Raw genomic sequence first — 25515 nt, 5'->3', positions numbered from 1 at the left:
AGGTCAGCTCGGCCTAGTATCGCTCACCGGCACGGTTCACGACGCGGCGAGGAGACGACCATGGCCGAGGACCTCTGGCGCACCTGGCCGGTGGGGTCGAGGGCGATGGTCCGACGCCGACTCCCGGCGGGTGACAGCCACCTGTTCACCGACGTGGTGGGCGACCTGCTCGCGGTGGACGACGACGGTGTCCTGCTCCGCACCCGGCGGCACGGCGACGTGCGGGTGCCGGGGTCCGAGATCGCCATCGGCAAGCTCGTCCCCCGGCCACGCCGCTGAGTCGGCCTCCGCCGACCCGATTCGACCCGATCCGATTCGACCCGACCGGGTCCGCCCTCGGCCGGGCCCTGCGTCCGCGCCGGACCCGGCTCAGCCCGCCGGGGGTGCCGCGGTCGCGGGGTCCGGACCGCAGACCACCTTGTTCTGCGGCTTGTACCGCCAGGACAGGTTGTCGGTGTCCTGCACCTGCCCGTTGAGGGAGACAGTCCGGGTCACGGTGATGCTGAACCCGGGGTTGCCCGCCGAGGACGCGGAACAGGTCGGCGAGGTGTTGTAGACCGTCGTCGGCGACACCACATTGGTCTTCGCGCCGGAGGTGATCGCCACCTCGTAGTACGGGGTGCTCCACAGCCGGACCCAGGTCTTGCCGTCCGCGACATAGGCCTGCACCAGCACTCCGTAGGGCGTGGTGTTCTTCCACTTCATGTCGATCGACCCGGTGTAGAGGGTCGCCTCCCGACCGGCCGGGTAGCGGGTGAACCACTCTGAGTGCGGCTGGTGCTCGACATCCTCCATGCCGGCCTCGAAGGCGGCGTTGAAGGTGGTGGTGGACAGCTGGGACAGCCCACCGCCCCAGGCGTCGGAGTGCTCGCCGTTCACGATCGCCCCCGCCTGCACGAAGCCGTGCGCGGAGTCGATCGGTCCGAGCGCCTCGGTCAGGGAGAAGGTCTCCCCCGGCCGGATCAGGGTGCCGTTGATCGCGGCGGCCCCGGCGGTGATGTTCTGGGTGCGCTTCGGCTCACTGGTCAACGGGGTGGAGAACTCCGACACCGCCGTCGTGACGCCGAGCGCCTGGAGGGCCTCCGTGCTCTGCGACGGGTCCGACTCGACCAGCTCCACCGGCGCGGTCCGATCCGAGGTGCTGGCGGCGGCAGTGGCCACGGCCGTGGCCAGGGCAGCCGGATCCAGGGTGGTCCCCGGTGTGCCGGGCACGATCGTCGGTGCCCCGTCGGCGAACTCGAACGTCGCGTCGGCGGCGGTGGTCAACAGGTTCGACGTCCGGTCGACCACCTGGTCGACCAGGGCGGCCCCGTCCATCGTCAACACCAGCTCGGCGCCCTGCGGCACGAAGCTCGCCGCCCCCGTCAGGACGTCGACCGGCAGCTCCGCCGACTGGTCCGCGACCGTCACGGTCACCGGGCCGGAGACCACGGCACTCGCCACATCCCGCACCACCCGGTCGACCTCGTCCTGGGTGATGGTCGGTGCCACGGTGTCGCTCGGCAGCTCGATCGGCAGCGCCTCGGTCAGCCAGCCGTCGGCCAGCGTGTCCCGGGCACCCTCGGTGTCCAGCGACCACCCGTCGACGGCGGCTACACCCTGCGGCTTGCCGTCCACGAAGACCACCGACCCGTCCACCGGTGCCAGGGTCAGCGCACCGGACAGGTCCTCGACGGCGGCGGTCAGCTTGGTGTCGTCCACCTCGGTGACCGGAGTCTCCTCGGTGCCGCCGGTCAGGTGTCGCCACATCCGCTGCGGGCTCAGGTCGATCCCGGTCAGGGAGTCGACGGTCGCGTCCACGTCGAAGGTGAGCCCGGCGGCGGCCGGGTCCACCGTGCCGCTCACCTCACGGGCGGTGACGGTGATCGGCTGCGACGAGCGCTCGGCCAGCCCCTCGGTCAGCGCGGCCCGGGCGTCGTCGGCGGACATCCCGCCGACCTCGATCCCGGCCACGGTGGTCCCGCGCGGCACCCGCTCGGCCAATGCGTAGGCACCGCCGACATAGGCCCCGGCCAGCACGACCACGACACCGGCCACGATCAGCACCGGACGCCACCAGCGACGCTTCCGGTCCGGCTCCGACTCGAAGACGTCCAGCGGGGAACCCTCCTCCGGGTGACCGGCCACCGCGGCGGCCGGGGTGCCGTCGCCCGGTGTCCCGGCGGCGGTCGGGGTCGAACCGGGGACAGCCGGGAGGACAGTGGTCGCGTCGGACTGTCCAGCGACCGGCTGCGCGCCGCTGTCCTGAGCCGCGGGGTCCGTCGAGGCGATCCGCTGCGTGGGTGCCGTGACGTCCGCCGGGGACGGTGCGGCGGCAGCGAGCGGGGTGCGCTCGGCGACCGGAATGCGTTCGGCGGAGGGTCCGTCGGTGTCGGTGGGGGGTTGGGTGCCCGCCGTCGCGTCGTCGACGACCGGCGCCGCACCCTGCGCCGTGGCTGCGCGCTCGGACGCGGCCGCCATCCGGGCGTCCTCCGCGGCGGCTGCCGCGGCTGCGGCGGCGGTCAGGGTCGCGACCGCGCGGGCACGCGGGTCGTTCGCCGGGTCCACAGCGGAGGCGCGGGTGCGCGGGACGCCGTCGGTGGGCGTCGTGGTCGCGGAGACCCCCGGCGCGGCGGCAGCGGATTCGGCGCTCGCCGGTGCGGCGTCCGCACCCGACTTCGTGGGCTGAGCGGTCGCAGCGGACGGCGACGGGGTGTCCGGTTCGGCCACATCGGCGTCGGACCGGGCGATCACCGGCGCGGGGTCGTCGCTGGGCACCTGGTCGGCGGGCCCGCTGTCTCGGGACGGTCGGCTGTGGCCATCGGGCGCGTCGTCGCCCGCAGGCGCATCGTCCGTGACGGTGGCGCGGTCCGGAGCGGGTCCGTCGGCGGCGGGCGTGTCATCTGCGGAGGGGCCGCCGTCGGTGCCGGTCGAGTCGTCAGTGGCGGGACCGCCGTCGGTGCCGCTCGAGTCGTCAGTGGCGGGACCGCTGTCGGTGGCTGGTGCGTCGTCAGTGGCGGGACCGCCGTCGCTGCCGGTCACGTCGTCGCCCACCGGTCCGTTCTCCGCGGCCGCCCGGTCTCCGTCCACCGCCTCGGTTGCGCCGTCGTCACCCTCGGTCGACGCAGCGGCGTCGTCATCCTCGGCCAACCCAGCGCGGTCGTCACCCTCGTCCGACACGGCGCCGTCGTCGCCCTCCGGGACCACCGGGGTCTGCCGGGTGGCGGTGTCCGCCTCAACCGGCGTCGGGGCGTCCGGGCCGGCGGTACGGGCGTCGTCCGCCTCGTCCCGCCCGGTGTCGGGGGTGTTGTCCTCCGGCACGGTGCCCTCCGATGTCCCCTGGCCCATCTGCTGGTCCTCTCGCACAGGTGTGGCCCGCAGCTGCGGGCACAGTCGCCGATTCTACGGGCGCATTCCGACAGGAGCCTTCGCATTCCACGACCACCGGTGCGATTCGAGCGAATTGCTCCCAATCACCGCACCGGATGCACGCGCCGGCGCAGATGCACCAGGCCTCCGGCCTCCGACCTGCCCTCCCGCACTGCCACCACGTCGCCGAGCACCAGGTCGTGATCGCCCGCGGGGACGATCTCCCGGGTGCGGCAATCCAGCCAGGCCGCGGCACCGTCCACCCACGCGGCCCCTGATTCCGGCGCCCGGTGGTGCGGGACCCGCGCGAGTTGTCCGATCACCGGCCGACCGGGCGACGCCAACCAGTCGGCGGTCGGTGCCTGGTCGTCGGCGAGGACGCTGACCGCCCACCCGTCGACCTGGTCCAGTGCGTCCCGGATCCGGCTGTCGGCGTGCAGGCTGACCAGCACGATGGGCGGTTCGAGCGACACCGACATCAGCGCGGACACCGTCGCCGCGTGGTCCGCGTCCCGCCACCGGGTGGAGACCACGCCGACACCGCCCGGCAATCGGGCCATCGCCGACCGGAACTGCTCCGGGTCGACGGTCATCCGGTGACTCGACGGCGCAGGGGTCGGTCGCTGAACCAGGAGCCGGGGAGCGCCAGGACCAGCAGGATCACCGCGCTCGCCCCGCCGAGCCAGTACCAGCCCCAGTGGTCGCCGCCGGGGATCAGCACGTCACCGCCCGGACCGTACCGGGACAGCCCGCCGAGGGTCAGCAGCAGCACCGCGAGGTAGAACAGGGTCGCTGCTCGGCCGAGGGCGGCACGCACCCCCACCCCGGAGGTGAAGACCAGGGCGAGCGCCAGCACCAGGCCCCAGGGCTGACTCGACCGGTGCATCACGGTCCCGGCGACCGCGATAACGACACCGATCACCAGAACGCCCAGCAGGCGGAGGAGTACGCGCACGCGGGTCAGGCTACGGCGTACGGCTGTGGAACGGTGCGCGCAGGGTCCGCCCACTGGTACCGCTCCACCGGGAGCACCGGGGCCAGTGCGCCGTTGGACAGCGCGTAGCAGCCCAGCGCCTCGGGCAGGTCGAGCGCGGTGACCGCCTGCACCTGCGTGGCGTGTGCGGCCAGGGCGGCGAGCACCTGCGCGCGCACGGGCGCGACCGGGACCGCGAAGCCGGGCGGCACCGTTTCCCGTGCCATCACCGGCAGGGTGCCGTCCGGCAAGGTCAACGGACCCTCCCGGGTGGCGACCAGCGCGGGGTCACGGTGCGCGTCGATCAGCGCGGCGACCGTCGGATCGTTCGCCAGCGCACGGTAGGCAGCACGCAGCTCCTGCGCCGACGACACCGCGAAGGCGAGCGCGGGGGCATCGTCACCGAGCAGCTCGACCGCCCGCAGCACGATCTGGTGCGTCCGGATGTGGTCGGGGTGCCCGTATCCGCCACCCGGCTCGTAGGTGACCAGCAAGTCCGGAGCACGCACGGCGAGCCAGGTCGCGAGTCGCCCGGCGGTCTCGTCCAGCTCCGCGGCGACCAACGCCCCCGGGGGCAGCTCGGCGGCGGCCCCGGCGTGGGACAGCCCCTCGACCCAGGCCATCCCGGAGTCGACGTACCGGGTCGCCGGGCCGGGCAGCGCGTCCAGGAACACCTGGTCCACCCCGCCGAGCGCCGTCATCGCCGCGGCGATCTCGGTCTGACGGTGGCGACCGAGGGCGGGGCCGTCACCCTCCAGCGCGTGCTGCGCGGCACCGATCACCTCACCGCGCTCGCCCCGGGTACAGGTGACCACGGTCGCCGGTCGACCGGCGCGCACCGCGCTGGACAGCAGAGCGCCCGAGGTCAGGGTCTCGTCATCGGGGTGCGCATGCACCGCCACGAGCCCGCCTCGGGCGCTCTGCACGGGTCAGGACTTCTTGTTGCGCGCGGTGATCCGGGCGCGCTCGGACTGGTCGAGCACCACCTTGCGGATCCGGACCACCTCGGGGGTGACCTCGACGCACTCGTCCTCACGCGCGAACTCCAGCGACTCCTCGAGGGTCAGGTGCCGCGGCGGCACCAGGTTCTCGAAGTTGTCGGCGGTGGCCGACCGCATGTTGGTGAGCTTCTTCTCCTTGGTGATGTTGACGTCCATGTCCTCCGCACGGGAGTTCTCGCCGACGATCATGCCCTCGTAGACCTCCTGCGTGGGGTCGACGAAGAAGCTGCCGCGCTCCTGCAGGTTGATCATCGCGAACGGCGTCACCACACCGGCACGGTCGGCGACCAGCGAACCGGCGACCCGGGTCTCGATCGGGCCGGCCCACGGCTCGTAGCCCTCGGCGAGCGACGAGGCGATACCGGTGCCTCGGGTGTCGGTGAGGAACCGGGTCCGGAAACCGATCAGGCCACGGGCCGGGACCAGGAACTCCATCCGCACCCAGCCGGTGCCGTGGTTCGACATGGTCTCCATCCGGCCCTTGCGCTGGGCCAGGAGCTGCGTCACGGCGCCGAGGTACTCCTCGGGGACGTCGATGGTCATCCGCTCGACCGGCTCGTGCACCTTGCCGTCGATCTTCTTGGTGACCACCTGCGGCTTGCCGACGGTCAGCTCGAAGCCCTCGCGGCGCATCTGCTCGACCAGGATGGCCAGCGCCAGCTCACCACGGCCCTGCACCTCCCAGGCGTCCGGCCGCTCGGTGGGCAGCACGCGGAGCGAGACGTTGCCGATCAGCTCCTTGTCCAGGCGGTCCTTCACCTGGCGCGCCGTGACCTTGTGGCCCTTGCCACCCTTGCCCGCCAGCGGCGAGGTGTTGATCCCGATCGTCATCGAGATCGCCGGGTCGTCCACGGTGATCAGCGGCAGCGGCTGCGGGTTGTTCGGGTCGGTCAGGGTCTCACCGATGGTGATGTCCTCGATGCCGGCGACGGCGACGATGTCACCGGGGCCCGCCTGGTCGGTGGGGACCCGCTCCAGGCCCTTGGTCTCCAGCAGCTCGGTGATCCGCACGTTCTGCATGGTGCCGTCGGCCCGCGCCCAGGCGACCGTCTGGCCCTTGGTCAGGGTGCCGTTGAAGATGCGCAGCAGCGCCAGACGACCCAGGAACGGCGAGGCGTCCAGGTTCGTCACGTGCGCCTGCAGCGGAGCGCCCTCGGTGTAGGTCGGCGCCGGGATCTTCTCCAGGATGGTCGCGAACAGCGGCTCCAGGTTCTCGCTGTCCGGCAGGCCGCCGTCGGCGGGCTGGTTCAGCGACGCACGGCCGGCCTTGGCGGCGGCGTAGACCACCGGCACGTCCAGGATCGCGTCCAGGTCCAGGTCCTCGACCTCGTCGTGCAGGTCGGACGCCAGGCCGAGCAGCAGGTCGGTCGCCTCGCCCACCACCTCGGAGATCCGGGAGTCGGGGCGGTCGACCTTGTTCACCACCAGGATCACCGGCAGCTTGGCGGCCAGCGCCTTGCGCAGCACGAACCGGGTCTGCGGCAGCGGCCCCTCGGAGGCGTCCACCAGCAGCACCACACCGTCGACCATCGACAGACCGCGCTCGACCTCGCCACCGAAGTCGGCGTGACCCGGGGTGTCGATCACGTTGATCGTGATGCCGTCGGCCTGACCCGCGGCCACCGCGGCCGGACCGGAGTACCGGATGGCGGTGTTCTTCGCGAGGATCGTGATGCCCTTCTCGCGCTCCAGGTCACCGGAGTCCATCGCCCGCTCGTCGACGTGGGCGTGCGCGCCGAAGGCACCGCCCTGCCAGAGCATGGCGTCCACGAGGGTGGTCTTGCCGTGGTCGACGTGGGCGACGATGGCGACGTTACGCAGGTCGCCGCGCACGCTGGTGCCGGAGGGCACGGACATAGAGGTTTCCGATCCGGAAGAGGGGTGTGGGGGGCGCAGCGTCGTCGAGCGCCGATCAATTCTACGCGCAGACGCACCGATGCGGTGCGGAGGCGTTCGTCACGCTCCGCACCGCATCGGTGTCAGTGCAGGTCAGGTATCAAGCCTGCCCGGGTCGCGGGCCGTTGTATCCGCGTCCACGGTCGGTGTCGTGGCTGTCCTCGGACTCCTGGGAGGCACTGGTGGCAGCGGCCGAGCTCAGGCCGCGGTCGCGACCGGCTGCCTCATCGGCAGCCTGCTCCAGCAGACGGTCGCGGGTCTCGCGGCGCAGCTTCTGCTCGGCCGGGTTCGGCACCGGCACCGCGGCCAGCAGGCGCTGGGTGTACAGCTCCTTCGGCTCGCGCAGGATCTGCTGCCGGGAGCCGATCTCGACCAGGTCACCGTGGTTGAGCACCGCGATCCGGTTGGACAGGATCTCCACGACGGCGAGGTCGTGGCTGATGAACAGGCAGGCGAAGCCGTACTCGGCCTGCAGCTGCTGGAACAGCTCCAGCACGCGGGCCTGCACCGACACGTCCAGCGCCGAGGTGGGCTCGTCGGCGATCAGCAGCTTCGGCGACAGGGCCAGCGCACGGGCGATGCCCACGCGCTGACGCTGACCGCCGGAGAGCTCGTGCGGGTAGCGGTTCCGCATCGCCCGGGGCAGGTGCACCTGGTCCAGCAGGTCCTCGACCCGCTTGTTCAGCTCGGCCCCGTCGGCGATCTTGTGCAGCTTCAGCGGCTCACCGATGGACTCGCCGATCGGCATCCGCGGGTTCAGCGAGGAGCCCGGGTCCTGGAAGACGATCGAGACGTCCTGACGCACGGCGCGCAGGTCCTTGGCCTTCACGCCGGCCAGCTCGACGCCGTTGATCTTCAGCGAACCACCGGCGACCGGCAGCAGACCGACGGCCGCACGACCGACGGTGGTCTTGCCGGAACCCGACTCGCCGACCAGGCCGACGACCTCGCCCTTGCCGATGGTCAGGTCCAGGCCGTTGATCGCCCGGAACGCCGGCACCCGACCGCGGCCGGGGTACTCGATGATCAGGTCCTTGGCCTCGAGCGCGAACTCGGTGAAGACCTTGGCCTCCGTGCGCGGCGGCTCGGTGACGTGCACCGTGCCCTCGTCCTCCGCGACCGGGTGCTCACCGTGCAGACCCTGGGCGGCGTAAGTCTCCGACCCCAGGTGCGGCACCGCGTCCAGCAGCTGCCGGGTGTACGGGTGCTCGGGGTGGTTGAAGATGGTGTCGGAGGTGCCCGCCTCGACGACGCGCCCGTTCTTCATCACCATCACGCGGTCGGACAGGTCCGCGACCACACCCATGTCGTGGGTGATCAGCACGATCCCGGAGTCGATCCGGTTCCGCAGGTCGCGCATCAGCTTGAGGATCTCGGCCTGCACGGTCACGTCGAGCGCGGTGGTCGGCTCGTCGGCGATCAGCAGCTTCGGGTCGCAGGCCAGCGCCTGGGCGATCATCGCGCGCTGACGCTGACCACCGGACAGCTGGTGCGGATACTTGTCGACCGAACCCTCGGGGTCCGGGATGTCGACCATGCTCAGCAGCTCGATCGCACGCGCCCGGGCCTGCTTCGGGGACATCTCGAAGTGCACCCGGAGGGTCTCGGCGATCTGGAAGCCGATCGTGTACACCGGGTTCAGGGCGGTCATCGGCTCCTGGAAGATGACCGCGACCTCCTTGCCGCGCACGCTGGACAGCTGCTTGTGGTTCAGCCCGAGCAGCTCCTTGCCGGCGAGCTTCGCCGAGCCGGAGGCACGACCGTTCGCGGGCAGCAGGCCGATCAGCGACATCGACGACTGGGTCTTGCCGGAGCCGGACTCACCCACGATGGCGAGGACCTCACCCGGACGCACGTCGTAGTTGACGTCGATCGCGGCGGGGAACCACTCGCCGTCCACGAAGAACTCGACCGACAGGTCCCGCACCTCGAGGATCGGGGCCTTGGCGGCCGGCTGCGCGGGAACCCCGGCAGCAGTGGTGTCAGTGGTCACGGTGGTGATCCTTCCGTGTCACGTGGTGTCCGCCGGTCAGGCGGGCTCCCAGCGTCTTGATGTCCGGCCGGTCTGCGACGATGGCCGCATGAGTGCGGCTGACAGCTCGGCAGATGTGGTGGTGTTCCGACCGGTGTTCGGCCGGGTACTGGCTGTGGTGGTGATCGTGCTCTGCGTGGGCGGAGCCGTCTCCGGTCTGGTGGCCGACGCCGGGCTGACCCTGCGCTGGCTCCCGCTGCTGGCACTGCTCGGCACTGCCGCGTGGGCGACCTACTGGCGTCCGGCGGTGATCGTCACCCCGGCAGCCGTGGAGCTGCGCAACGTGACCCGCACCATCGAACTGCCCTGGCCGGCGGTCCAGCGGATCGACACCCGCTTCGCGCTGACCCTGCACACGCCCTACGGGCAGTACGCCGCGTGGGCCGCTCCCGCTCCCGGTCGCGTCCAGGTCCGGATGGCGGGTCCCGCCGACATGCGCGACCTGCCCTCCTCGACCTACGGCTCCGGCGGCACTGTCCAGGCTGGTGATCTGGCGTCCACCGGTTCGGGCCAGGCGGCCCTGCTGGTCCGTGCGCGCTGGGAGGCGCTGCGCGACGCCGGCGTGCTCGACGATGCCCGACTGGAGCGTGAGCGCCCCCGGGTTCGCTGGCACGTCGGCACGCTGGCCGCGATCGTGGTGCTGATCGCGGCCAGCGTGCTCGCGCTGGCGCTCTGACATCCGGAGCCTCAGGCCTTCGCCGCGGCCCGCTGCTCGGCGCGCTGCTTGCGGCGGTCGGCCTTGGCCAGCGCACGAGCGGTCGGGATGCGACGCTGACGCGGGTCGAAGGCGTCGCGCAGACCGTCACCGATGAAGTTCACGCAGAGCGCGATGATCACGATGAACAGACCCGGCCACCAGAACAGCCAGGGCCGGGTGGCGAAGGCCGTCTGGTACTCGTTGATCAGCTGCCCCAAGGAGACCTCGGGGCTGTTGATGCCGAAGCCCAGGTAGGACAGCGCGGTCTCCAGCAGGATCGCGGACGCCATCAGCAGGGTGGCGTTGACGATGATCACGCCGACGGCGTTCGGGAGCATGTGCTTGAACATGATCCGGAAGTCGCTCGCCCCGGCCACTCGGGCCGCGTCGACGAACTCGCGCTCGCGCAGGGCGAGGAACTGACCACGCACCAGACGGGCCATGTTCATCCAGGAGACCAGCGACAGGGCGATGGCCAGCGACCACGGGCTCGCGCCACCGACCAGCACACCGAGGATCGAGCCGACCATGATCACCGGGATGGTGATGAACATGTCGGTGAGCCGCATCAGCAGGCCGTCCAGCCACCCGCGGAAGTACCCGGCCAGCGCACCGATGATCACGCCGATCACGGTGGAGAGCAGGCCGATCACGAACATCACGGTCAGCGACTGCTGGGTGCCGCGCATGACCATGGCGAAACCGTCGTGCCCGATGTTGTCCTGGCCGAACGGGTGCTGTCCGAAGACGAAGCCACCGTCCTTGAAGCCCATCGTCGGCGCGCCACCGGCGTTCACGATGGTGTCCAGGTCGCGGTAGCCGTAGGTCCACCAGCCCGGGATCGGGCCCCAGCCGATGGACGTGGTCACCAGCAGGATGATCAGGACCAGCACGACGGAGGAGATCATCGCGCCGCGGTGGCGGAGGAACCTGCGCAGGACGATGCGGCCCTGCGAGAGGCCCTCGACCTCCTTGAGCTCGATCGCGTTCTCGACGCTCTCGGCGGGGTCGACCGGGGCGCCCGCGCCTCCGGTCGGCTCGATCGGGGGGTTGATGCTCATGAGTTCACTCGAATCCGGGGGTCGAGGGCCGCGTAGATGAAGTCCACCGCGATGCTGGCGATGACCAGGAGCGCACCGGTCACGAGGAAGTACCCCATGATCGGGTCCGGGTCACGCTCGTTCAGCGCCTTGATGAACATCGTGCCCATGCCGGGGATGGCGAACACACGCTCGGTGATGATCGCGCCACCGAAGAGCGAGGCGATGTCCAGCGGGATGACCGTCGCCAGCGGGATCAGCGCGTTGCGGAACGCGTGCCGCATGGTCACGACCCGCTCCGGCAGGCCCTTGGCCCGCGCGGTGCGGATGTAGTCCTGGTTCATCACCTCGAGCAGGCTGGCCCGGGAGTACCGGGTGTAGCTGGCGAAGGAGATCAGGATCAGCGCGATCGTCGGCAGCAGCAGGTGGGTGAACGTGTCCAGGTTCTTGACCCAGAAGTCGCCGGACAGACCCGGGGTGGCCGAACCGATCGTGGCGATCGGCCGGTGGTTGATCTGCGACGCCCTGGTGTAGTTCAGCCACACCTGCATCACGCGGTCGATGAAGATCAGCGCGCCGACGCCGATGCCGGTGATGATCGCGGCCCGAGCGGTCTGCGACACCTCCCAGCCGCCGAACAGCTTGGCCACGACCACGCCCACCATCGCCACGGTGACCAGCAGGCCGAGCATCAGCCACCAGGAGCCGTACACGAACGCGTACTGCAGCGGGTAGTACAGCGCGGTGCCGATCGCCACCATCACCAGGCTGGCGTACAGCACGCGGCGGTTCTGCACCCCGGCGCTGAGCGCGACCACGGCGAAGGCGATGCCCACGCCGATCACGGCGACGCCGGCGATCCCGAGGCCCGGGTCGAGCAGCCAGTTGGTCTCACTGAGGAAGAACAACGCCGCGACGGTCGCCACGGCCGATGCCGCGAAGGAGATCCAGCGGGTCCGGGTGCTGCCGCCGATGATCGACGACCAGATCACGCCGGAGACCAGCGTGACGATGACCATCACCAGCGGCGGGATGCTCGGGTCCGCGAGGAAGTCGTTGAAGCCGATCGCGCCCCAGAGCTTCAGCAGCACCGCGACCCAGAAGGAGGGCAGCGAGTACAGCACGAAGGACAGGAACGTGACGCTGTAGTCGAAGCGGGTGTACTGGCGCAGGGCGGACACGATGCCGACCAGCACGCCCAGGCCGATCGCGATCACGACCGACAGGGCGACCAGCTGCACCGTGTTCGGCAGCGCGTTGCCGAGCATCGAGGTGACGCTCTGGCCGGAACGGAAGGCGGTGCCCATGTCCCCGGTCAGCAGTGCTCCGAGCCACTTGAAGTAGCGGATCACCGGCGGGGTGTCGAGGTCGAGCTGACGCGTCCGCGCCTCGATCAGGGCTTCCTTGTTCAGCTGGGTGCTGGTGCGCAGGTCCTCGAGCGGGTCGAGCGCGAATGCCAGCAGCAGGTACACGACGAAGGTCGCGGCCAGCAGCACGACGGCCGACGACAGCAGCCGTCGCGCCAAGAAGATGAGGGTGGGCGCGATGTTCCGGAACCAGGAAGTTCGCGCGGTGACCGTTGTGTCGGGCGCGGATGGCGCGCCGGAGGCACGGGTCGTCACAGAGGTGGCCATGGGGTCGTGGACCTTACGGGAAGGGGAGTACTCGCGGTCGGCGATTCTACGCGGCTCGTGGCCGACTGCTGTCACCGGCGCTGGGACGGTCCTCCCTGGGCGGGTAAAGATGCAGATCAGGCACAGCAGAGGGGGTACCGCGGCGGGTGCCGCGGTACCCCCGTGCCGTAGCGCTAGATCTGGGTCAGAACGTCACTCGGTGGCCGAGTCGGACGCGCTGATCTCCCAGTCCCAGTAGTTCCAGAAGATCGTCGGGGAGAGCGCGATGCTCGAGACGCCCTGCAGGACGTCGCGGTTCGCGACCACACCCGGGAACTGGAAGATGGTGACACCGAAGGCGTCCTGGTTCAGCTTCTGCTCCACCTGAGTCGCCAGGCCGACGGTCTGGTCGTCGTCGGTGCTCACCGCGATCTGCGACCACAGGTCGTCGATCTCCGGGTTGGAGTAGCCGCCGTAGTTGTTCTGGCCGCCGGTGATGTAGTTCGCCTCGGCGTTCAGGACGTTGGTCGAGGTGGACTGCCAGCCGAAGAGCGCCGCGTCGTAGGAGCCGTTACCCAGGATGGTGCCCCAGGTGTCGTCACCGTTGTCGATCACGTTGAAGCCGGCCTGCGTCGCGGACGCCGAGATCAGCTGGTACTCGTTGGCACGACGCACGTTGGACTTGCCGTACAGGAAGCGCACGTCCACCGGGGTGGTGACGCCGGCCTGGGCGAGCAGCGCCTTGGCACCCTCGATGTCGACGTCGGCCCACATGTCGGAGCCGTTGTCCGCGATCACCGTGTCGTAGTCCGGGGAGCCCGGCACGTACAGCTGGGAGTCACGGGTGGTCGCGTCGTCCTGCAGCGGCTTGATCAGCTTCTCGATGATCTCCTGGCGCGGGATCGTCTTGAGGAACGCCTCGCGGACCATGCGGGCCTTCTCGGCGTCGCCACCGTAGGTCGCCGGGTCGAACGGGCCACCGTTGTTGAAGGTCAGGTCGACGTGCTCGTAGGTGCCCTCAGGGGCGGTGGTGTACGAGACGTTGTCCAGGGTCTCCAGGGTGGACAGCACGTCCACCGAGGACTGCGGGGCGATCAGGTCGACCTCACCGTTCTGGAGCGCGGTGACCGAGGCCAGCGGGTCCTCCGAGTAACGGATGGTGATCGCGTCGACCTTGGGGTTCGGGCCCCAGTCGCCGAAGTTCTCGTTGCGCTTCAGGGTCAGGGACTGGCCCTCGACGTAGTCGCTGATGATGTACGGCCCGTAGGACAGGTACAGCAGCGGGTTGTCCGGCATCGAGGTGAAGTTGAACGCGTTGGTCCACGCGTCGGCGATCTTGGCCAGAGCCGCGTTGTCCTTGTTCTTGAACGCGTCCTCGATGGCCTGCTTGCCCTCGGTCGGGTCCTCGATGCCGAGGGCGATGTTCGCCACGGCGTGCGCGGCGACCGGGGACGGCTGGTTCATGCCGTTCTCCCAGTCGGAGCGCGGCTCGTCGTAGACGAAGGTGACCGAGCGGCCGTCGTCGCCGATCTCCGGGAACTGGGAGACGGCGGTCATCGCCGGGGAGGAGGAGTCGAAGTAGACGTCGCCGTCGCCCACGACCGGGTTGCCGTCGGCGTCGGTCTCGAGCTCGTCGCCCGCGACGGTGTCGAAGCCGTCGTTCTGGGCGCCCCAGAACAGGATCATGTCCGCAGCGTCGACCGGCGTGCCGTCCGACCACTCGACACCCTCGTTGACCGTGTACTTGACGGTCAGCGGGTCCTCGCTGGTCACCTCGTAGGTGCCGAAGTCCTCGTTCTTCGCGAGGTTCAGGTCACCGTCGTAGTAGTTAAAGAACGAGGTGGTCAGGTAGATGATGTTGGCGTTCGCCGTGGCGTTGCCGTTCGCCGTCAGGTTGTTGGTGGAGCGGAACGGCTCGTTCCAGCCCACGTTGACCGACGTGGTCTCGCTGATCTCGGAGCCGGTGTCGGGGCCCGAGCACGCGGTGAGCACCAGGGCGCCCGCCGCGACGGCCGCCACTGCGGCTCCAATTCGCCTGATCTTCAATGTTCCTCCTGAAAAGGTGGCGCCCGACACTCGCCGACGCCCCGTGATGCTGGGCGCGGCGGACGCACGGTCCCGCCATGGATGTGGACACGCTAGTGAGCCGACCTGGGACAAAACGGACACAGTGCGGTTCAGAGGGTGATCGTTACCGGATCGATACTGAGCAGTAGTGTCCAGTATTCGAGACGACACAGGGTGGAAACACACCAGAAACATGCCGACTCGCCACGCGACCGTCTCGACAGTCGGTCGAAATCCCGCCCCGCCCAGCGGCAGCTCGGTCGCATGTGCTATCGACCTCGCGACGAGGACCCCCCGCCCTACGATGTGCCGGTCGGCTGCATCCCCGAGAGGACCGGACCATGAACGCCAAGCGTGACGAGGACGTCGAGCAGTTCACCGCCGAGGAACGCCAGGCGATGAAGGAACGCGCGGCGGAGATGCGCAAGAAGAAGTCAACCGACCCCGCACAGGACCTGCTCGACAAGATCGCCGAGCTCCCCGACGACGACCGCGCGATCGCGGAGCGGATCCACGCCCTGGTCGTCGAGCACGCGCCCACCCTCAGCCACCGCACCTGGTACGGCATGCCCGCCTACGCCAAGAACGGCAAGGTGCTGCTGTTCTTCCAGCCGTCGAGCAAGTTCAAGGCCCGGTACTCGACCCTCGGCTTCAACGACGTCGCGGCCCTGGACGAGGGCACCATGTGGCCGAACTCCTACGCGATCACGAGCCTGCGGCCGCAGGACGAGCAGCGGATCGCCGAGTTGATCGTGCGGGCCGTCGGCTGATGCCGGACGCTCTGGTCGTCGTCGACCGGCAGGAGGGCGTCCTGGACGGCTGCGTCCGGTTGGCTTCGGTGCTGGACGCCACCCGGCCCCTGCCCGACCGTGCCCGGGCCGCCGGAGTGCCGGTCGTCTGGGTGCAGCACGAGGGGTCGGGGCTGGAACGAGGGTCGGCGGGATGGGCGCTGGCCCTCAACGCGGCTGACCACCTGGTGTTCTGAGGACGTGCCCACCGCGGACGGCGTGGTCCGCGCCGAGGACGTGATCGCCCAGCACCATCACTGTTTCCGGGGTCTGCGGTACCCGGGGCAGGTGGTGCGGGCGGTGGCGGCCGACGAGGTCGCGTGGTGAGCGACCCCGCCGAGCTGTTCACACGTTGAAGCGGAACTCCACCACGTCCCCGTCGACCATCACGTAGTCCTTGCCCTCCACCCGCGCCTTACCAGCGGCACGCGCGGCGGCGACGGAGCCGGCCTCGACCAGGTCCTCGAAGGAGATGACCTCGGCCTTGATGAAGCCCCTCTGGAAGTCGGTGTGGATCACACCGGCCGCCTGCGGGGCGGTCCAGCCCTGGTGGATGGTCCAGGCGCGGGACTCCTTGGGACCGGCGGTGAGGTAGGTCTGCAGGCCGAGGGTGTGGAAGCCGACCCGCGCGAGCTGGTCCAGGCCGGACTCCTCCTGCCCGTTCTCGGTCAGCATCTCCCGCGCCTCGTCCTCGTCCAGCTCGACCAGCTCGGACTCGAACTTGGCGTCCAGGAAGATCGCGTCGGCGGGGGCGACGAGCGCACGCAGTTCGTCCTGCATGGCGGTGTCGGCGAGGCCCGCGTCATCGGTGTTGAAGACGTAGATGAACGGCTTCGCGGTCATCAGCTGCAGGCCCGCGACGTCGGCGAGGTCGAGCCCGGCGGCCTTGGCACCCTGGAACAGGGTCTGTCCGGTCTCCAGCACCTTGAGCGCAGCCTGGGCGGCGGCGAGGTCGGCGGGATCGGCCTTCTTGCCGCGCACCTCCTTCTCCAGCCGCGGGATCGCCTTCTCCAGGGTCTGGAGGTCGGCGAGCACCAGCTCGGTGGCGATGGTCTCGATGTCGTCCTTGGGGTCGACCCGGCCGTTCACGTGCACGACGTCGGGGTCGGCGAAGGCGCGGGTGACCTGGCAGATCGCGTCGGCCTCACGGATGTTGGCGAGGAACTGGTTGCCCAGCCCCTCCCCCTCGCTCGCGCCCTTGACGATCCCGGCGATGTCCACGAAGGACACGGTCGCGGGCAGGATCTTCTGGCTGCCGAAGATCTCCGCCAGGGTGTTCAGCCGCGGGTCGGGCAGCGGGACCACGCCGACGTTCGGCTCGATGGTGGCGAACGGGTAGTTCGCCGCGAGCACCTGCGCGCGGGTCAGGGCGTTGAAGAGGGTGGACTTGCCGACGTTGGGCAGGCCGACGATGCCGATGGTGAGTGCCACGGGAGTCCATCCTACGGGGCCGGATGTCGGTGGGTGCTGGCAGGGTGCTGACCATGACGTTCTCCCTGGTGTTCGCGCTGGTCGGGAGCCTGGCGGTCGGTGTGCTGATCGGCTGGTTCGTGGCGCAGGGCCGATCCGCCGATCGCCTGCGACGGGCCGAGGTGGAGGCCGCACGGTGGCGTGCGGTGGCCGAGACCGCGCGCCCGGACGACGGCGAGCGATTCCGGGCGCTGGCCGCCGACGCCCTGAGCCAGAGTTCGGAGCAGTTCCTGGCGCTGGCTCACCAGTCGTTGGCGGCGCGGCACCAGGAGCAGAACGGGGAGCTGGCCCAACGCGAGCAGGCGGTGCGGTCGATGGTCGATCCGATGGCGCGCACCCTGGACGCGGTCCGGGCGGAGCTCCGTGCCGCCGAGCAGGCGCGGGCGGAAGGGGCTGCCGCGATCGGCGAGCAGGTCCGACTGATGCGGATCGAGGCGAACGAGCTGCGCGAGCAGACCAACCGACTGGCGACCTCCCTGCGCGCCTCGCAGGTCCGCGGCCGCTGGGGCGAGGTGCAGCTGCGCCGGGTGGTGGAGGCGGCAGGGATGGTGCCGCACGTCGACTTCGTGGAGCAGGAACAGGTCCGGACCGACGACGGCCTGCTGCGCCCGGACCTGGTGGTGCATCTGGCCGGGGGCAAGCGGATCGTGGTGGACGCCAAGGTGGCGTTCCTCGGCTTCCTGGAGGCGGTGGAGGCGACCGAGCCGCACGAGCGGGAGCGACGGCTGGCGGCGCACGCCACCCAACTGAGGCGGCACGTCGACCAGCTGGCCGCCAAGCGGTACTGGGACCAGTTCGGTCCGGCGCCGGAGTTCGTGGTGATGTTCGTGCCGGCCGAGGCGTTCCTGCACGCGGCCCTGGACCAGGACCCGGCGATCGTCGAGCGGGCGTTCGAGCAGGGCGTGGTGATCGCGACCCCGATGACCCTGCTGGCCCTGTTGCGCACGGTGGCCTACGCCTGGAAGCAGGACGCGCTGGCGGACAACGCGCAGGCGGTGCTGGACCTCGGCAAGGAACTGCACGGTCGGCTCGCCACGTTCAGCGGCCATCTGGGCAAGATCGGCCGCAGCCTGGACGCGGCGGCGGTGGCCTACAACCAGTCGGTCGCCTCCCTGGAATCCAGGGTCCTGGTGAGCGCACGACGGTTCGCCGACCTCCAGGTCGTCGACGCCCCGCTGGACACCCCCGCGCCGGTCCACCACCGGTTCGACGGTGCTACCGATCAATAGCACTGACCCCGGTAGGTGCGGTGCCAGAACGATCCGCTAGGTACCCACTCAAATTCGCCGAACGCCCCACTCAGGGCCGGCGTGATCGCTACGCAATGACCGACCCGTCCCTGTAGGGGTGGGCATCCCATGACTTCACTGGGCGACTGCCGCACGAGGCGTCGTCGAGACCGCCGCCTCCCTGTTCCCCGCAGGGTGCGGCCTCTCGACCACGACCACTCATGCGAAAGGGCCAGGCGCACATGGACATGCCCTACCTCATCGGCGTACTGGCCGGCCTGACCCTGATCAGCCTGGCCGTCGTCGCCGTTCAGGCCCGACTCATCAGCCGGGTCCGGCACCTGGAGAAGTCCGGAGCACCGCGACGCTCGGGCTCCCGGGTCCTGGCCGCAGACGCGGCAACCCCGGAGAGCCACCAGCCGGAAGCCACCGCCTCCTGGCCGTCGGTCGCCTTCGACGCACCGGTCCAGGCCCCTACGGACACCGCGACGGGCGCCACCGGATCCACCGCTGGTCCGAGCGTCGGCATCGCGACGATGAACCATCAGCTCGGCCTCCTCGCCCGCCAGCTCGAACTGCTCGACGGCCTCGAGAAGCGCGAGGACCGGGAGAACCAGCTCGCCGTCCTGTTCCAGATCGACAACCTCACCCTGCGGCTGCGCCGCGGTGCCGAGTCCGCCCTGGTGCTGGCTGACCTGGCGCCGGAGCGGCGCGCGACCGAGGACCTGACCGCGACCGCGACCCTCCGTGCCGCCTGCGCCCAGATCGAGGAGTACGCGCGGGTTGAGGTCGATGCGCAGATCGACCCGATGATCCACGCCGATCACGTCGCCCCGTTGTCGCATCTGTTGGCCGAGCTGCTCGACAACGCCACCCGGTTCGCACCCGCGAGCACTCCCGTGACGGCACGGGTTGAGCCTGCGGCCGACGGTCTGGTCATGACGATCAGCGACCTCGGCGGCGGGATGGACGCCACCACCCTCACCGCCGCACAGGACGCCCTCACCGGCCGCCGATCGTCGACGACCGGCGCCACCGGGCTCCTGGTGGCCGGACGTCAGGCCCACCGCCTCGGCTGCTCGATCACCCTCGATTCGACTCCCACCGGCACCACGGCCCGTGTTGCTGTGCCAGGACGCCTGCTGCTGCAACGAGCGAGCGTCGGCCACCACCGCGCCGAGATCGAGCCGACGCCGAGCGTCCCGGCGCAGCCCGCCGCGCCGACCTGGGAACCGGCCCTGGCCGACAACCCCTTCGGCACCGCGGGTCTCGGCACGTCCGGCCCGTCGCCCGTGGACGCCACGTTCGGGAGTCCTGCCGCACCGCAGCCGATCGAACCGGTCACCCCGCATGCGAGCCTGGCCGAACCGAGCTTCGACGCCCTGATCTCCGCCGAGTCGACCCCGGTCGTCCCCGCCCCGCCGGTGGAACTGCCCGGTCCCGCCTTCGCACCCGTGTCGTCCGGCTTCGAGCAGCCGACCCACACCGCCGGCGCCCCGAGCCCCGCCCCCGAGTTCGGGTTCGGCGAACCGGTGGCAGCGGCACCCTCGTCGCTGGGCACCTTCGACCCGATGCCGAGCACCCAGCAGGCACCGCAGGACGGCTGGATCGTCCCCGCGGGTGCCGGTGTCAGCGCTACCGCGTCGTCGTCGGTCCGGGACGAGGTCCTGGCAGAACTGAGTCGGCTGTCCGGCTACAGCCCTGCTGCACCGGCCTCGCCCAGCGAGCTGCAGCCCCGGACACCGGCCCCCGCACCGGAACTGCAGCCGGTCGGCGCCGGGCCCGCGGACCGCGATCCGGACACGGTGCGCGGCCGCTTCTCCTCCTTCCGATCCGGTGTCGGCCGGGGCCGCCGGTCCCGTGACTGACACCGCCACCCGTCCGCATCGATCCCGAGGAAGCACCGTGCCCGACTCACCGCCCTCGCCGACGACGCTCCCGCAGCTCATCGACGACACCGTGCGGCACCTCAAGGGTGTGCGATTCGGCGTCCTCGCCTCCGGGGACGGCCTGCTGATCACCGCCTCGACCAGTGTCGACCGGACAGCCGGCGACCAGCTCGCGGCCGTCGCCTCCGGGATGTCCGGCCTCGCCCGGGGTGCTGCACGCCTGGTGGACGGAACCGTGGTGGAGCAGGCGGTGGTGGAGTACGACTCCGGCGCCCTGGTGCTGATGACGCTTCGCGACGGCTCGATCTTCGCCTTCGGCACCGACGCGACCGCCGACATCGGCACGGTCGGCTACACGATGGCCCTGCTGGCCAAGAAGACGGACACCCTCCTCACCCCGCAGCTCGCCGCCAGCCTGCGTCATGCGCTGCCGGTGGACGGCCCGACCCGGCAGGTGATGGTCTGATGCGCGCCGTCGCTCCGTCCGAGGTGCGCCCCTACGTGCGCACCGGTGGCCGGTTGGCAGCACCGGGCGTCGCCCTGGACACGCTCCTGGTCGCCGACACCGAGATCGCCGCGCTCCCCCATACCGGACAGGTCGCCGAGGTGCTGCGGGTGCTGGGCAACTCGTACCTGACGGTCGCCGAGCTGGCGGGCCATCTCGACGTGCCGCTCGGCACCGCTCAGGTGCTCACCCTCGACCTCGTGAACACCGGGGTCGTGCGGCTGCTCGGCCCGACCTCGCTGACCCCCGCACCGACGGGCGACGTCGCCGCGCAACTGACTCTTCTCGCGAGTGTGCTCGATGGCATCCACGACCTCTGAGCGGCGCCGGCCGCATCAGTCGACGGCACCGGCGGTCGTGAAGATCGTCGTCGCCGGTGGCTTCGGGGCCGGGAAGACCACCTTCATCGAGTCCATCTCCGACATCGAGCCGATCAGCACCGAGGTGGCGATGTCCGCCCTGGCCGCCGAACTCGACGCGGTGCCGGGCAAGGACTCGACCACCGTGACGATGGACTTCGGGCGGATCACGTTGTCCAACGGACTGTGGCTGTACCTGTTCGGCACCCCGGGTCAGGACCGGTTCGCGTTCATGTGGGACGACATCGCCCGCGGTGCCGTCGGCGCGGTGGTGCTGGTCGACAGCGAGCGGCTGGAACAGAGCTTCGGTGCCGTCGACTACTTCGAGTCCCGCGGGCTGCCGTTCGTGGTCGCCGTGAACTGCTTCGACGGCCTCGCACGCCACACGCTCGCCGACATCCGCGGCGCCCTCGCCGTCGGCCCCGACGTGCCGCTGTTCTACACCGACGCACGGTCCCGGGAAGCGACCAAGGACTCCCTGATCCAGGTGGTCGCCCACGCGATGAACCGCCTCGCGCCCGGCGTCACCACCCCTGCCCCGCAAAGGAACGTGTCATGACCCACCTCGCCGACATCCTGGTCGAGCGCGGCATCGTCTCGCCGACCGATCTGCAACGGGCCTCCAGCCCGGAGCAGCTCAACGGCCGTGGCCTCGTCCAGGCACTGCTCGAGGACGGTCTCGTCCCCGAGGCTCAGCTGATGTCCGCTCTGGCCGAGCAGGCCGGCCTGCGGTTCGTGGACCTGGACGAGTACCTGGTCGACCCCTCGACCGCGGGTCTGCTGCCCGAGCGACTCTGCCGCCGTCACTCGATCCTGGCGATCGGGCGCGAGGGCGATGCCGTGCTGGTCGCCACCGCGAACCCCGGCAACGTCCTCGCCCTCGACGACGCGAAGGCGGTGCTCGGCACCGAGGTCGTCCCGGTGCTCGCCACCGCCGCGGCACTGGGCCGGGCAATCAACCGGAACATCCGCTCGGACTCGGAGATCGCCGGCATCGGCCATTCGATGAGCAGTGCAGCGGCGACGGCCGATGACACGGACCTGTCGATGGTCGGCGAGTCCGTCACCGAGGACAGCCCGGTGGTGCGCTACGTGGATCTGCTGGTGACCCAGGCGATCTCCGACCGCGCTTCCGACATCCACGTCGAACCGACCGAGCACGACCTACGGGTGCGCTACCGGATCGACGGGGTGCTGCACGAGATGCAGCGGGCACCCAAGCAGATCTCGGCCGGTGTCATCTCCCGGATCAAGATCCTCGCCGACATCGACATCGCCGAGAAGCGCAAGCCGCAGGACGGCCGGATGTCGGTCACCCACGAGGGCAAGAAGATCGACCTCCGCGTGGCGACGCTGCCCACGGTGTGGGGCGAGAAGATCGTCATGCGCATCCTGGACAACTCCACCGCGTCGCTGGACCTCACGGACCTGGCATTCCTCGATCACAACCTCGCGACCTACCAGCAGTCGTACACCAAGCCCTACGGGATGATCCTGGTCACCGGTCCGACGGGTTCGGGCAAGTCGACCACCCTGTACGCGACGCTGAACGCGGTGTCCAAGCCGGAGATCAACGTGATCACCGTCGAGGACCCGGTCGAGTACCGGTTGCCGGGGATCAACCAGGTGCAGGTGAACCCCAAGGCGGGCCTGACGTTCGCCGGAGCGCTGCGCTCGATCCTGCGCTCGGACCCCGATGTGGTGCTGCTCGGTGAGATCCGCGACCACGAGACGGCGCAGATCGCGGTCGAAGCCGCATTGACCGGCCACCTGGTGCTGTCCACGCTGCACACCAACGACGCGCCCTCGGCGGTGACCCGACTGGTCGAGATGGGGATCGAGCCGTACCTGGTCGGCTCCGCACTCGACTGCGTGGTCGCCCAGCGGCTCGCCCGTCGGCTGTGCGGTCGCTGCCGGGAGCCCTACGTGCCGACCCCGCAGGAGCTGCAGGCGGCCGGGTTCCCCTGGCTGGAGGGCGAACCGCTGCCCGAGCTGTACCGGCCGGGTGGGTGCGTGGCCTGCTCGAACACTGGTTATCGAGGCCGCGTCGCGCTGCACGAGGTGATGACGATGAACGAGGACATCGAGCGGCTCGCCCTGACCCACGCCCCGGTCGGGGACATCACGAACGCCGCGCTGCGCAACGGGATGTCCACGCTGCGCACCGACGGGTGGCAGAAGGCTGCGGCGGGGCTCACCTCGCTCGACGAGGTGCTGCGGGTGGTCGCATGACGACGATCGACCTCGACACACTGCTGGGGCAGGCGGTGACCGCGGGGGCCTCCGACGTGCACCTGGCCGCCGGGCTGCCGCCCGCCTTCCGCGTCCACGGATCGATGGCGCCCGCCCCGGAATGGCCGGTGCTGACCGACGAGGTGCTGCGCGACACCCTGCTCGGCATCCTGTCCGAGCGGCAGCGAGGGCGATTCGACGACGACCTCGAACTCGACTTCTCGCACACCATCCCCCAGGGCACCAGCTTCCGGGTGAACTACTACCAGCAGCGGGACGGGCTCGGCGCGGCCTTCCGCATCATCCCGTCGGTCATCAAGCCGTTGCACGAGCTCGGGGTCCCGCGGGTGGTGGAGCGCTTCGCCGGACTCCCGCGCGGTCTGGTGCTGGTCACCGGGCCCACCGGCTCCGGCAAGTCGACCACGATGGCCTCGCTGATCGATCTGGCGAACAGCACCCGCAGCGATCACATCGTGCTGATCGAGGACCCGATCGAGTTCCTGCACCGCTCGCGCCGGTGCATCGTCACCCAGCGCGAGGTCGGCACCGACACCCACTCCTTCGCCGCCGCCCTGGTGCACGCGCTGCGCCAGGACCCGGACATCATCGTGATCGGCGAGATGCGGGACGCCGAGACCATCTCCATCGCGCTGCGGGCGGCCGAGACCGGGCACCTGGTGTTCGGCACGCTGCACACCCAGGACGCCGCCTCCAGCATCAACCGTGTGGTCGACGAGTTCCCCTCCGACCAGCAGACCCAGGTCCGCACCCAGCTGGCGAACGCGTTGCAGGGAATCGTGTCGCAGACGCTCTGTCGGAAGGCCGACGGGATGGGCCGCGCGATCGCCACCGAGATCCTGGTGGCGAACAATCCAGTCCGCGCGCTGATCCGCGACGGCCGGATGCACCAGCTGTACTCGGTGCTGCACTCCGGCTCGGACGAGGGCATGCACACGCTGGACCAGTCGCTCGCGACGCTGGTGCGCAGCGGCGACATCACCTTCGACGAGGCGGTGTCCCGGGCGCGCCAGGTCGACCAGCTGGCCCAGATGACCGGGCACTCGACGCACGTCGTCCAGGGCCGTGGCACCGCCGGGGGTGGCTACTGATGGCCACCGCCCAGGCACAGAGCTACGAGTACACGGTTCTCGGCAAGGATGGGAAGCCGCTCACCGGGCGGATCGAAGCGCCGAGCGAACAGGCTGTCGCCGCGCGACTACGGGAACTCGGACTGTCGGCCACCACGATCACCCCGGTCTCGACCTCGGGTCTGAACCGCGAGATCACCATCGGGAGCAAGCGGGCCAAGCCGAAGGACGTGGCACTGGCCCTGCGACAACTCGCCACGATGGTGGACGCCGGGCTGAGCCTGCCGCGTGCGCTGACGGTGTTGCAGCTGCAGTCCGAGGGACAGCCGCTGGCGACGATCCTGGAACCGGTGGCCCAGGACGTCGCCGACGGTCTCGAACTGTCGGTGGCGATGGCGAAGCACCCCAAGGTGTTCACACCGGTCACGTTGGCGATGGTCAAAGCCGGCGAGAGCGGCGGGTTCATGGCCGAGGCACTCAGCGCGGTCGCCACCATCCTGGAACGCGAACTCGCCCTCAAGCAGGCGGTGAAGGGCGCGATGGTCTACCCGGTCGTCATCCTGATCATGGCGGTGGTCGCCGTCACCGCGATGCTGCTGTTCATCGTGCCGGTGTTCGAGGGCATCTTCGCCGACGCCGGGGCCGACCTCCCCTGGGCCACCCAGATCCTGGTGAAAGCAGCCGCGTTCATCCGGGTCGGCGGGATTCCGATCGCCATCGGCATCGGCGTCGGGATCTGGTGGTGGCGCAACCACGGCCACGACATCGCCGTCCGGGAGAAGGTCGACCCGATCAAGCTGAAGGCGCCGATCTTCGGCGTCCTGCAGCAGAAGGTCGGCATGGCCCGCTTCGCCCGCAACCTGGCGACGATGGTCCGGGTCGGCGTCCCCATCGTCCCGGCGCTGGAGACGGTCGGTGGCACCGCCGGGAACCTGGTGATCGAGCAGGCAGTGGACCGGGTGCGCGAGGCGGTCCGCACCGGCGTCCCGTTGGCCACCGCGATCGAGAAGGAAGAGATCTTCCCGACGATGCTCCGCCAGATGGTGGCAGTCGGCGAGGACTCCGGATCGCTCGACGTGATGCTGACGAAGGTCGCGGATTTCTACGACGCCGAGGTCGACACCACGGCCGCCGCACTCTCCAGCATTCTCGAACCCCTGATGATCGTCTTTATCGGCGTCATTGTCGGGGCCATGCTGATCGCGCTGTACATGCCGATCTTCACGATGTCGGACACGGTGCAATAACGCACTGTTTCCGTTTGGCCGCATCGGGGGCGCCGGTCCCC

Annotated in this window: 22 protein-coding genes; 12 read left to right on the top strand and 10 right to left on the bottom strand. The window is 70.2% G+C overall.

Annotation, left to right across the window (positions count from 1 at the left end):
* Nucleotides 1-60 precede the first annotated feature (60 nt).
* Entirely contained in the window at nucleotides 61-279 is a 219-nt protein-coding gene (locus tag HGK68_RS03445) for a putative acetyltransferase (RefSeq protein ID WP_169164697.1), read from the top strand.
* Nucleotides 280-369: 90 nt separating this feature from the next.
* On the opposite strand, the gene HGK68_RS03440 is transcribed toward HGK68_RS03445, so the two are convergent.
* From HGK68_RS03440 to HGK68_RS03415, 6 genes are all read right to left on the bottom strand, one after another.
* Complete coding sequence (locus HGK68_RS03440) at nucleotides 370-3327, bottom strand: VanW family protein (RefSeq protein WP_169164696.1); 2958 nt, start codon at nucleotides 3325-3327, stop codon at nucleotides 370-372.
* A gap of 125 nt (nucleotides 3328-3452) precedes the next feature.
* Complete coding sequence (locus tag HGK68_RS03435; protein ID WP_169164695.1) at nucleotides 3453-3941, bottom strand: flavin reductase family protein; 489 nt, start codon at nucleotides 3939-3941, stop codon at nucleotides 3453-3455.
* Nucleotides 3938-4303, bottom strand: coding sequence for a hypothetical protein (locus tag HGK68_RS03430; protein ID WP_169164694.1), 366 nt, complete (start codon nucleotides 4301-4303; stop codon nucleotides 3938-3940). Before HGK68_RS03430 ends, HGK68_RS03435 begins: the two co-directional genes overlap by 4 nt.
* 5 nt (nucleotides 4304-4308) lie before the next feature.
* Nucleotides 4309-5247 (bottom strand): PIG-L family deacetylase, encoded by a 939-nt coding sequence (locus HGK68_RS03425; RefSeq protein ID WP_169164693.1) that lies wholly within the window; start codon nucleotides 5245-5247, stop codon nucleotides 4309-4311.
* A gap of 3 nt (nucleotides 5248-5250) precedes the next feature.
* Nucleotides 5251-7179, bottom strand: a complete 1929-nt coding sequence (gene typA / locus HGK68_RS03420) for a translational GTPase TypA (RefSeq protein WP_169164692.1) — start codon at nucleotides 7177-7179, stop codon at nucleotides 5251-5253.
* A 139-nt stretch (nucleotides 7180-7318) separates the two neighbouring features.
* Nucleotides 7319-9211, bottom strand: a complete 1893-nt coding sequence (locus tag HGK68_RS03415) for an ABC transporter ATP-binding protein (protein ID WP_169164691.1) — start codon at nucleotides 9209-9211, stop codon at nucleotides 7319-7321.
* Nucleotides 9212-9299: 88 nt separating this feature from the next.
* Here HGK68_RS03415 and HGK68_RS03410 point away from each other — a divergent pair, with 88 nt between their 5' ends.
* Complete coding sequence (locus HGK68_RS03410) at nucleotides 9300-9926, top strand: PH domain-containing protein (protein ID WP_169164690.1); 627 nt, start codon at nucleotides 9300-9302, stop codon at nucleotides 9924-9926.
* Nucleotides 9927-9937: 11 nt separating this feature from the next.
* Here the strand turns inward: HGK68_RS03410 and HGK68_RS03405 are convergent, their stop codons facing one another.
* The 3 genes from HGK68_RS03405 to HGK68_RS03395 all read right to left on the bottom strand — a co-directional run bounded on the left by HGK68_RS03405 (nucleotide 9938) and on the right by HGK68_RS03395 (nucleotide 14619).
* Nucleotides 9938-11008, bottom strand: coding sequence for an ABC transporter permease (locus tag HGK68_RS03405; RefSeq protein WP_169164689.1), 1071 nt, complete (start codon nucleotides 11006-11008; stop codon nucleotides 9938-9940).
* Nucleotides 11005-12621 carry an ABC transporter permease gene (locus tag HGK68_RS03400; RefSeq protein ID WP_169164688.1) on the bottom strand — a complete coding sequence of 539 codons (1617 nt, stop codon included), beginning with the start codon at nucleotides 12619-12621 and terminating at the stop codon, nucleotides 11005-11007. The genes HGK68_RS03405 and HGK68_RS03400 overlap by 4 nt, the downstream gene beginning before the upstream one ends.
* Nucleotides 12622-12813: 192 nt before the next feature.
* Entirely contained in the window at nucleotides 12814-14619 is a 1806-nt protein-coding gene (locus tag HGK68_RS03395; RefSeq protein ID WP_246260554.1) for an ABC transporter family substrate-binding protein, read from the bottom strand.
* 389 nt (nucleotides 14620-15008) lie between these two features.
* On the opposite strand from HGK68_RS03395, the gene HGK68_RS03390 reads away from it, so the two are divergent.
* Nucleotides 15009-15437, top strand: coding sequence for an iron chaperone (locus HGK68_RS03390; RefSeq protein WP_169164686.1), 429 nt, complete (start codon nucleotides 15009-15011; stop codon nucleotides 15435-15437).
* Nucleotides 15437-15652: an isochorismatase family protein gene (locus tag HGK68_RS03385; RefSeq protein WP_169164685.1), complete on the top strand. Its 216-nt coding sequence runs from the start codon at nucleotides 15437-15439 to the stop codon at nucleotides 15650-15652. The genes HGK68_RS03390 and HGK68_RS03385 overlap by 1 nt, the downstream gene beginning before the upstream one ends.
* A 148-nt stretch (nucleotides 15653-15800) precedes the next feature.
* On the opposite strand, the gene ychF is transcribed toward HGK68_RS03385, so the two are convergent.
* Nucleotides 15801-16886, bottom strand: coding sequence for a redox-regulated ATPase YchF (gene ychF / locus HGK68_RS03380; RefSeq protein ID WP_169164684.1), 1086 nt, complete (start codon nucleotides 16884-16886; stop codon nucleotides 15801-15803).
* 53 nt (nucleotides 16887-16939) lie between these two features.
* On the opposite strand from ychF, the gene HGK68_RS03375 reads away from it, so the two are divergent.
* From HGK68_RS03375 to HGK68_RS03340, 8 genes are all read left to right on the top strand, one after another.
* A complete protein-coding gene (locus tag HGK68_RS03375; protein ID WP_169164683.1) occupies nucleotides 16940-18154 on the top strand; it encodes a DNA recombination protein RmuC in 1215 nt (404 codons plus the stop codon).
* Between the two features lie 221 nt (nucleotides 18155-18375).
* Nucleotides 18376-20022: a sensor histidine kinase gene (locus HGK68_RS03370; RefSeq protein ID WP_169164682.1), complete on the top strand. Its 1647-nt coding sequence runs from the start codon at nucleotides 18376-18378 to the stop codon at nucleotides 20020-20022.
* A 37-nt stretch (nucleotides 20023-20059) separates the two neighbouring features.
* Nucleotides 20060-20509 (top strand): roadblock/LC7 domain-containing protein, encoded by a 450-nt coding sequence (locus HGK68_RS03365; RefSeq protein ID WP_169164681.1) that lies wholly within the window; start codon nucleotides 20060-20062, stop codon nucleotides 20507-20509.
* Entirely contained in the window at nucleotides 20509-20868 is a 360-nt protein-coding gene (locus tag HGK68_RS03360; protein WP_169164680.1) for a DUF742 domain-containing protein, read from the top strand. The genes HGK68_RS03365 and HGK68_RS03360 overlap by 1 nt, the downstream gene beginning before the upstream one ends.
* A 37-nt stretch (nucleotides 20869-20905) precedes the next feature.
* A complete protein-coding gene (locus HGK68_RS03355; protein WP_343037008.1) occupies nucleotides 20906-21466 on the top strand; it encodes a GTP-binding protein in 561 nt (186 codons plus the stop codon).
* Nucleotides 21463-23139, top strand: coding sequence for a GspE/PulE family protein (locus tag HGK68_RS03350; protein ID WP_169164678.1), 1677 nt, complete (start codon nucleotides 21463-21465; stop codon nucleotides 23137-23139). The genes HGK68_RS03355 and HGK68_RS03350 overlap by 4 nt, the downstream gene beginning before the upstream one ends.
* On the top strand, nucleotides 23136-24248 hold the full coding sequence (locus tag HGK68_RS03345; RefSeq protein WP_169164677.1) for a type IV pilus twitching motility protein PilT: 1113 nt from the start codon (nucleotides 23136-23138) through the stop codon (nucleotides 24246-24248). Before HGK68_RS03350 ends, HGK68_RS03345 begins: the two co-directional genes overlap by 4 nt.
* Entirely contained in the window at nucleotides 24248-25474 is a 1227-nt protein-coding gene (locus HGK68_RS03340; RefSeq protein ID WP_169164676.1) for a type II secretion system F family protein, read from the top strand. The genes HGK68_RS03345 and HGK68_RS03340 overlap by 1 nt, the downstream gene beginning before the upstream one ends.
* Nucleotides 25475-25515 lie beyond the last annotated feature (41 nt).

The organism is Cellulomonas taurus (assembly GCF_012931845.1).
Lineage (GTDB): Bacteria > Actinomycetota > Actinomycetes > Actinomycetales > Cellulomonadaceae > Cellulomonas > Cellulomonas taurus.
The sequence above is the reverse complement of the archived record's forward strand: the minus strand, read 5'-3'. Positions and strand labels throughout refer to the sequence as shown.

Excerpts from the sequence above, each read along its gene's own strand:
- HGK68_RS03350 (WP_169164678.1), top strand. The coding sequence starts at position 21,463 with ATGACCCACCTCGCCGACATCCTGGTCGAGCGCGGCATCGTCTCGCCG.
- HGK68_RS03405 (WP_169164689.1), bottom strand. The coding sequence starts at position 11,008 with ATGAGCATCAACCCCCCGATCGAGCCGACCGGAGGCGCGGGCGCCCCG.
- HGK68_RS03340 (WP_169164676.1), top strand. The coding sequence starts at position 24,248 with ATGGCCACCGCCCAGGCACAGAGCTACGAGTACACGGTTCTCGGCAAG.
- HGK68_RS03445 (WP_169164697.1), top strand. The coding sequence starts at position 61 with ATGGCCGAGGACCTCTGGCGCACCTGGCCGGTGGGGTCGAGGGCGATG.
- HGK68_RS03370 (WP_169164682.1), top strand. The coding sequence starts at position 18,376 with ATGCGAAAGGGCCAGGCGCACATGGACATGCCCTACCTCATCGGCGTA.
- typA (WP_169164692.1), bottom strand. The coding sequence starts at position 7,179 with ATGTCCGTGCCCTCCGGCACCAGCGTGCGCGGCGACCTGCGTAACGTC.
- HGK68_RS03410 (WP_169164690.1), top strand. The coding sequence starts at position 9,300 with ATGAGTGCGGCTGACAGCTCGGCAGATGTGGTGGTGTTCCGACCGGTG.
- HGK68_RS03375 (WP_169164683.1), top strand. The coding sequence starts at position 16,940 with ATGACGTTCTCCCTGGTGTTCGCGCTGGTCGGGAGCCTGGCGGTCGGT.
- HGK68_RS03385 (WP_169164685.1), top strand. The coding sequence starts at position 15,437 with ATGCCGGACGCTCTGGTCGTCGTCGACCGGCAGGAGGGCGTCCTGGAC.
- HGK68_RS03400 (WP_169164688.1), bottom strand. The coding sequence starts at position 12,621 with ATGGCCACCTCTGTGACGACCCGTGCCTCCGGCGCGCCATCCGCGCCC.
- HGK68_RS03360 (WP_169164680.1), top strand. The coding sequence starts at position 20,509 with ATGCGCGCCGTCGCTCCGTCCGAGGTGCGCCCCTACGTGCGCACCGGT.
- HGK68_RS03345 (WP_169164677.1), top strand. The coding sequence starts at position 23,136 with ATGACGACGATCGACCTCGACACACTGCTGGGGCAGGCGGTGACCGCG.
- HGK68_RS03390 (WP_169164686.1), top strand. The coding sequence starts at position 15,009 with ATGAACGCCAAGCGTGACGAGGACGTCGAGCAGTTCACCGCCGAGGAA.
- HGK68_RS03435 (WP_169164695.1), bottom strand. The coding sequence starts at position 3,941 with ATGACCGTCGACCCGGAGCAGTTCCGGTCGGCGATGGCCCGATTGCCG.
- HGK68_RS03440 (WP_169164696.1), bottom strand. The coding sequence starts at position 3,327 with ATGGGCCAGGGGACATCGGAGGGCACCGTGCCGGAGGACAACACCCCC.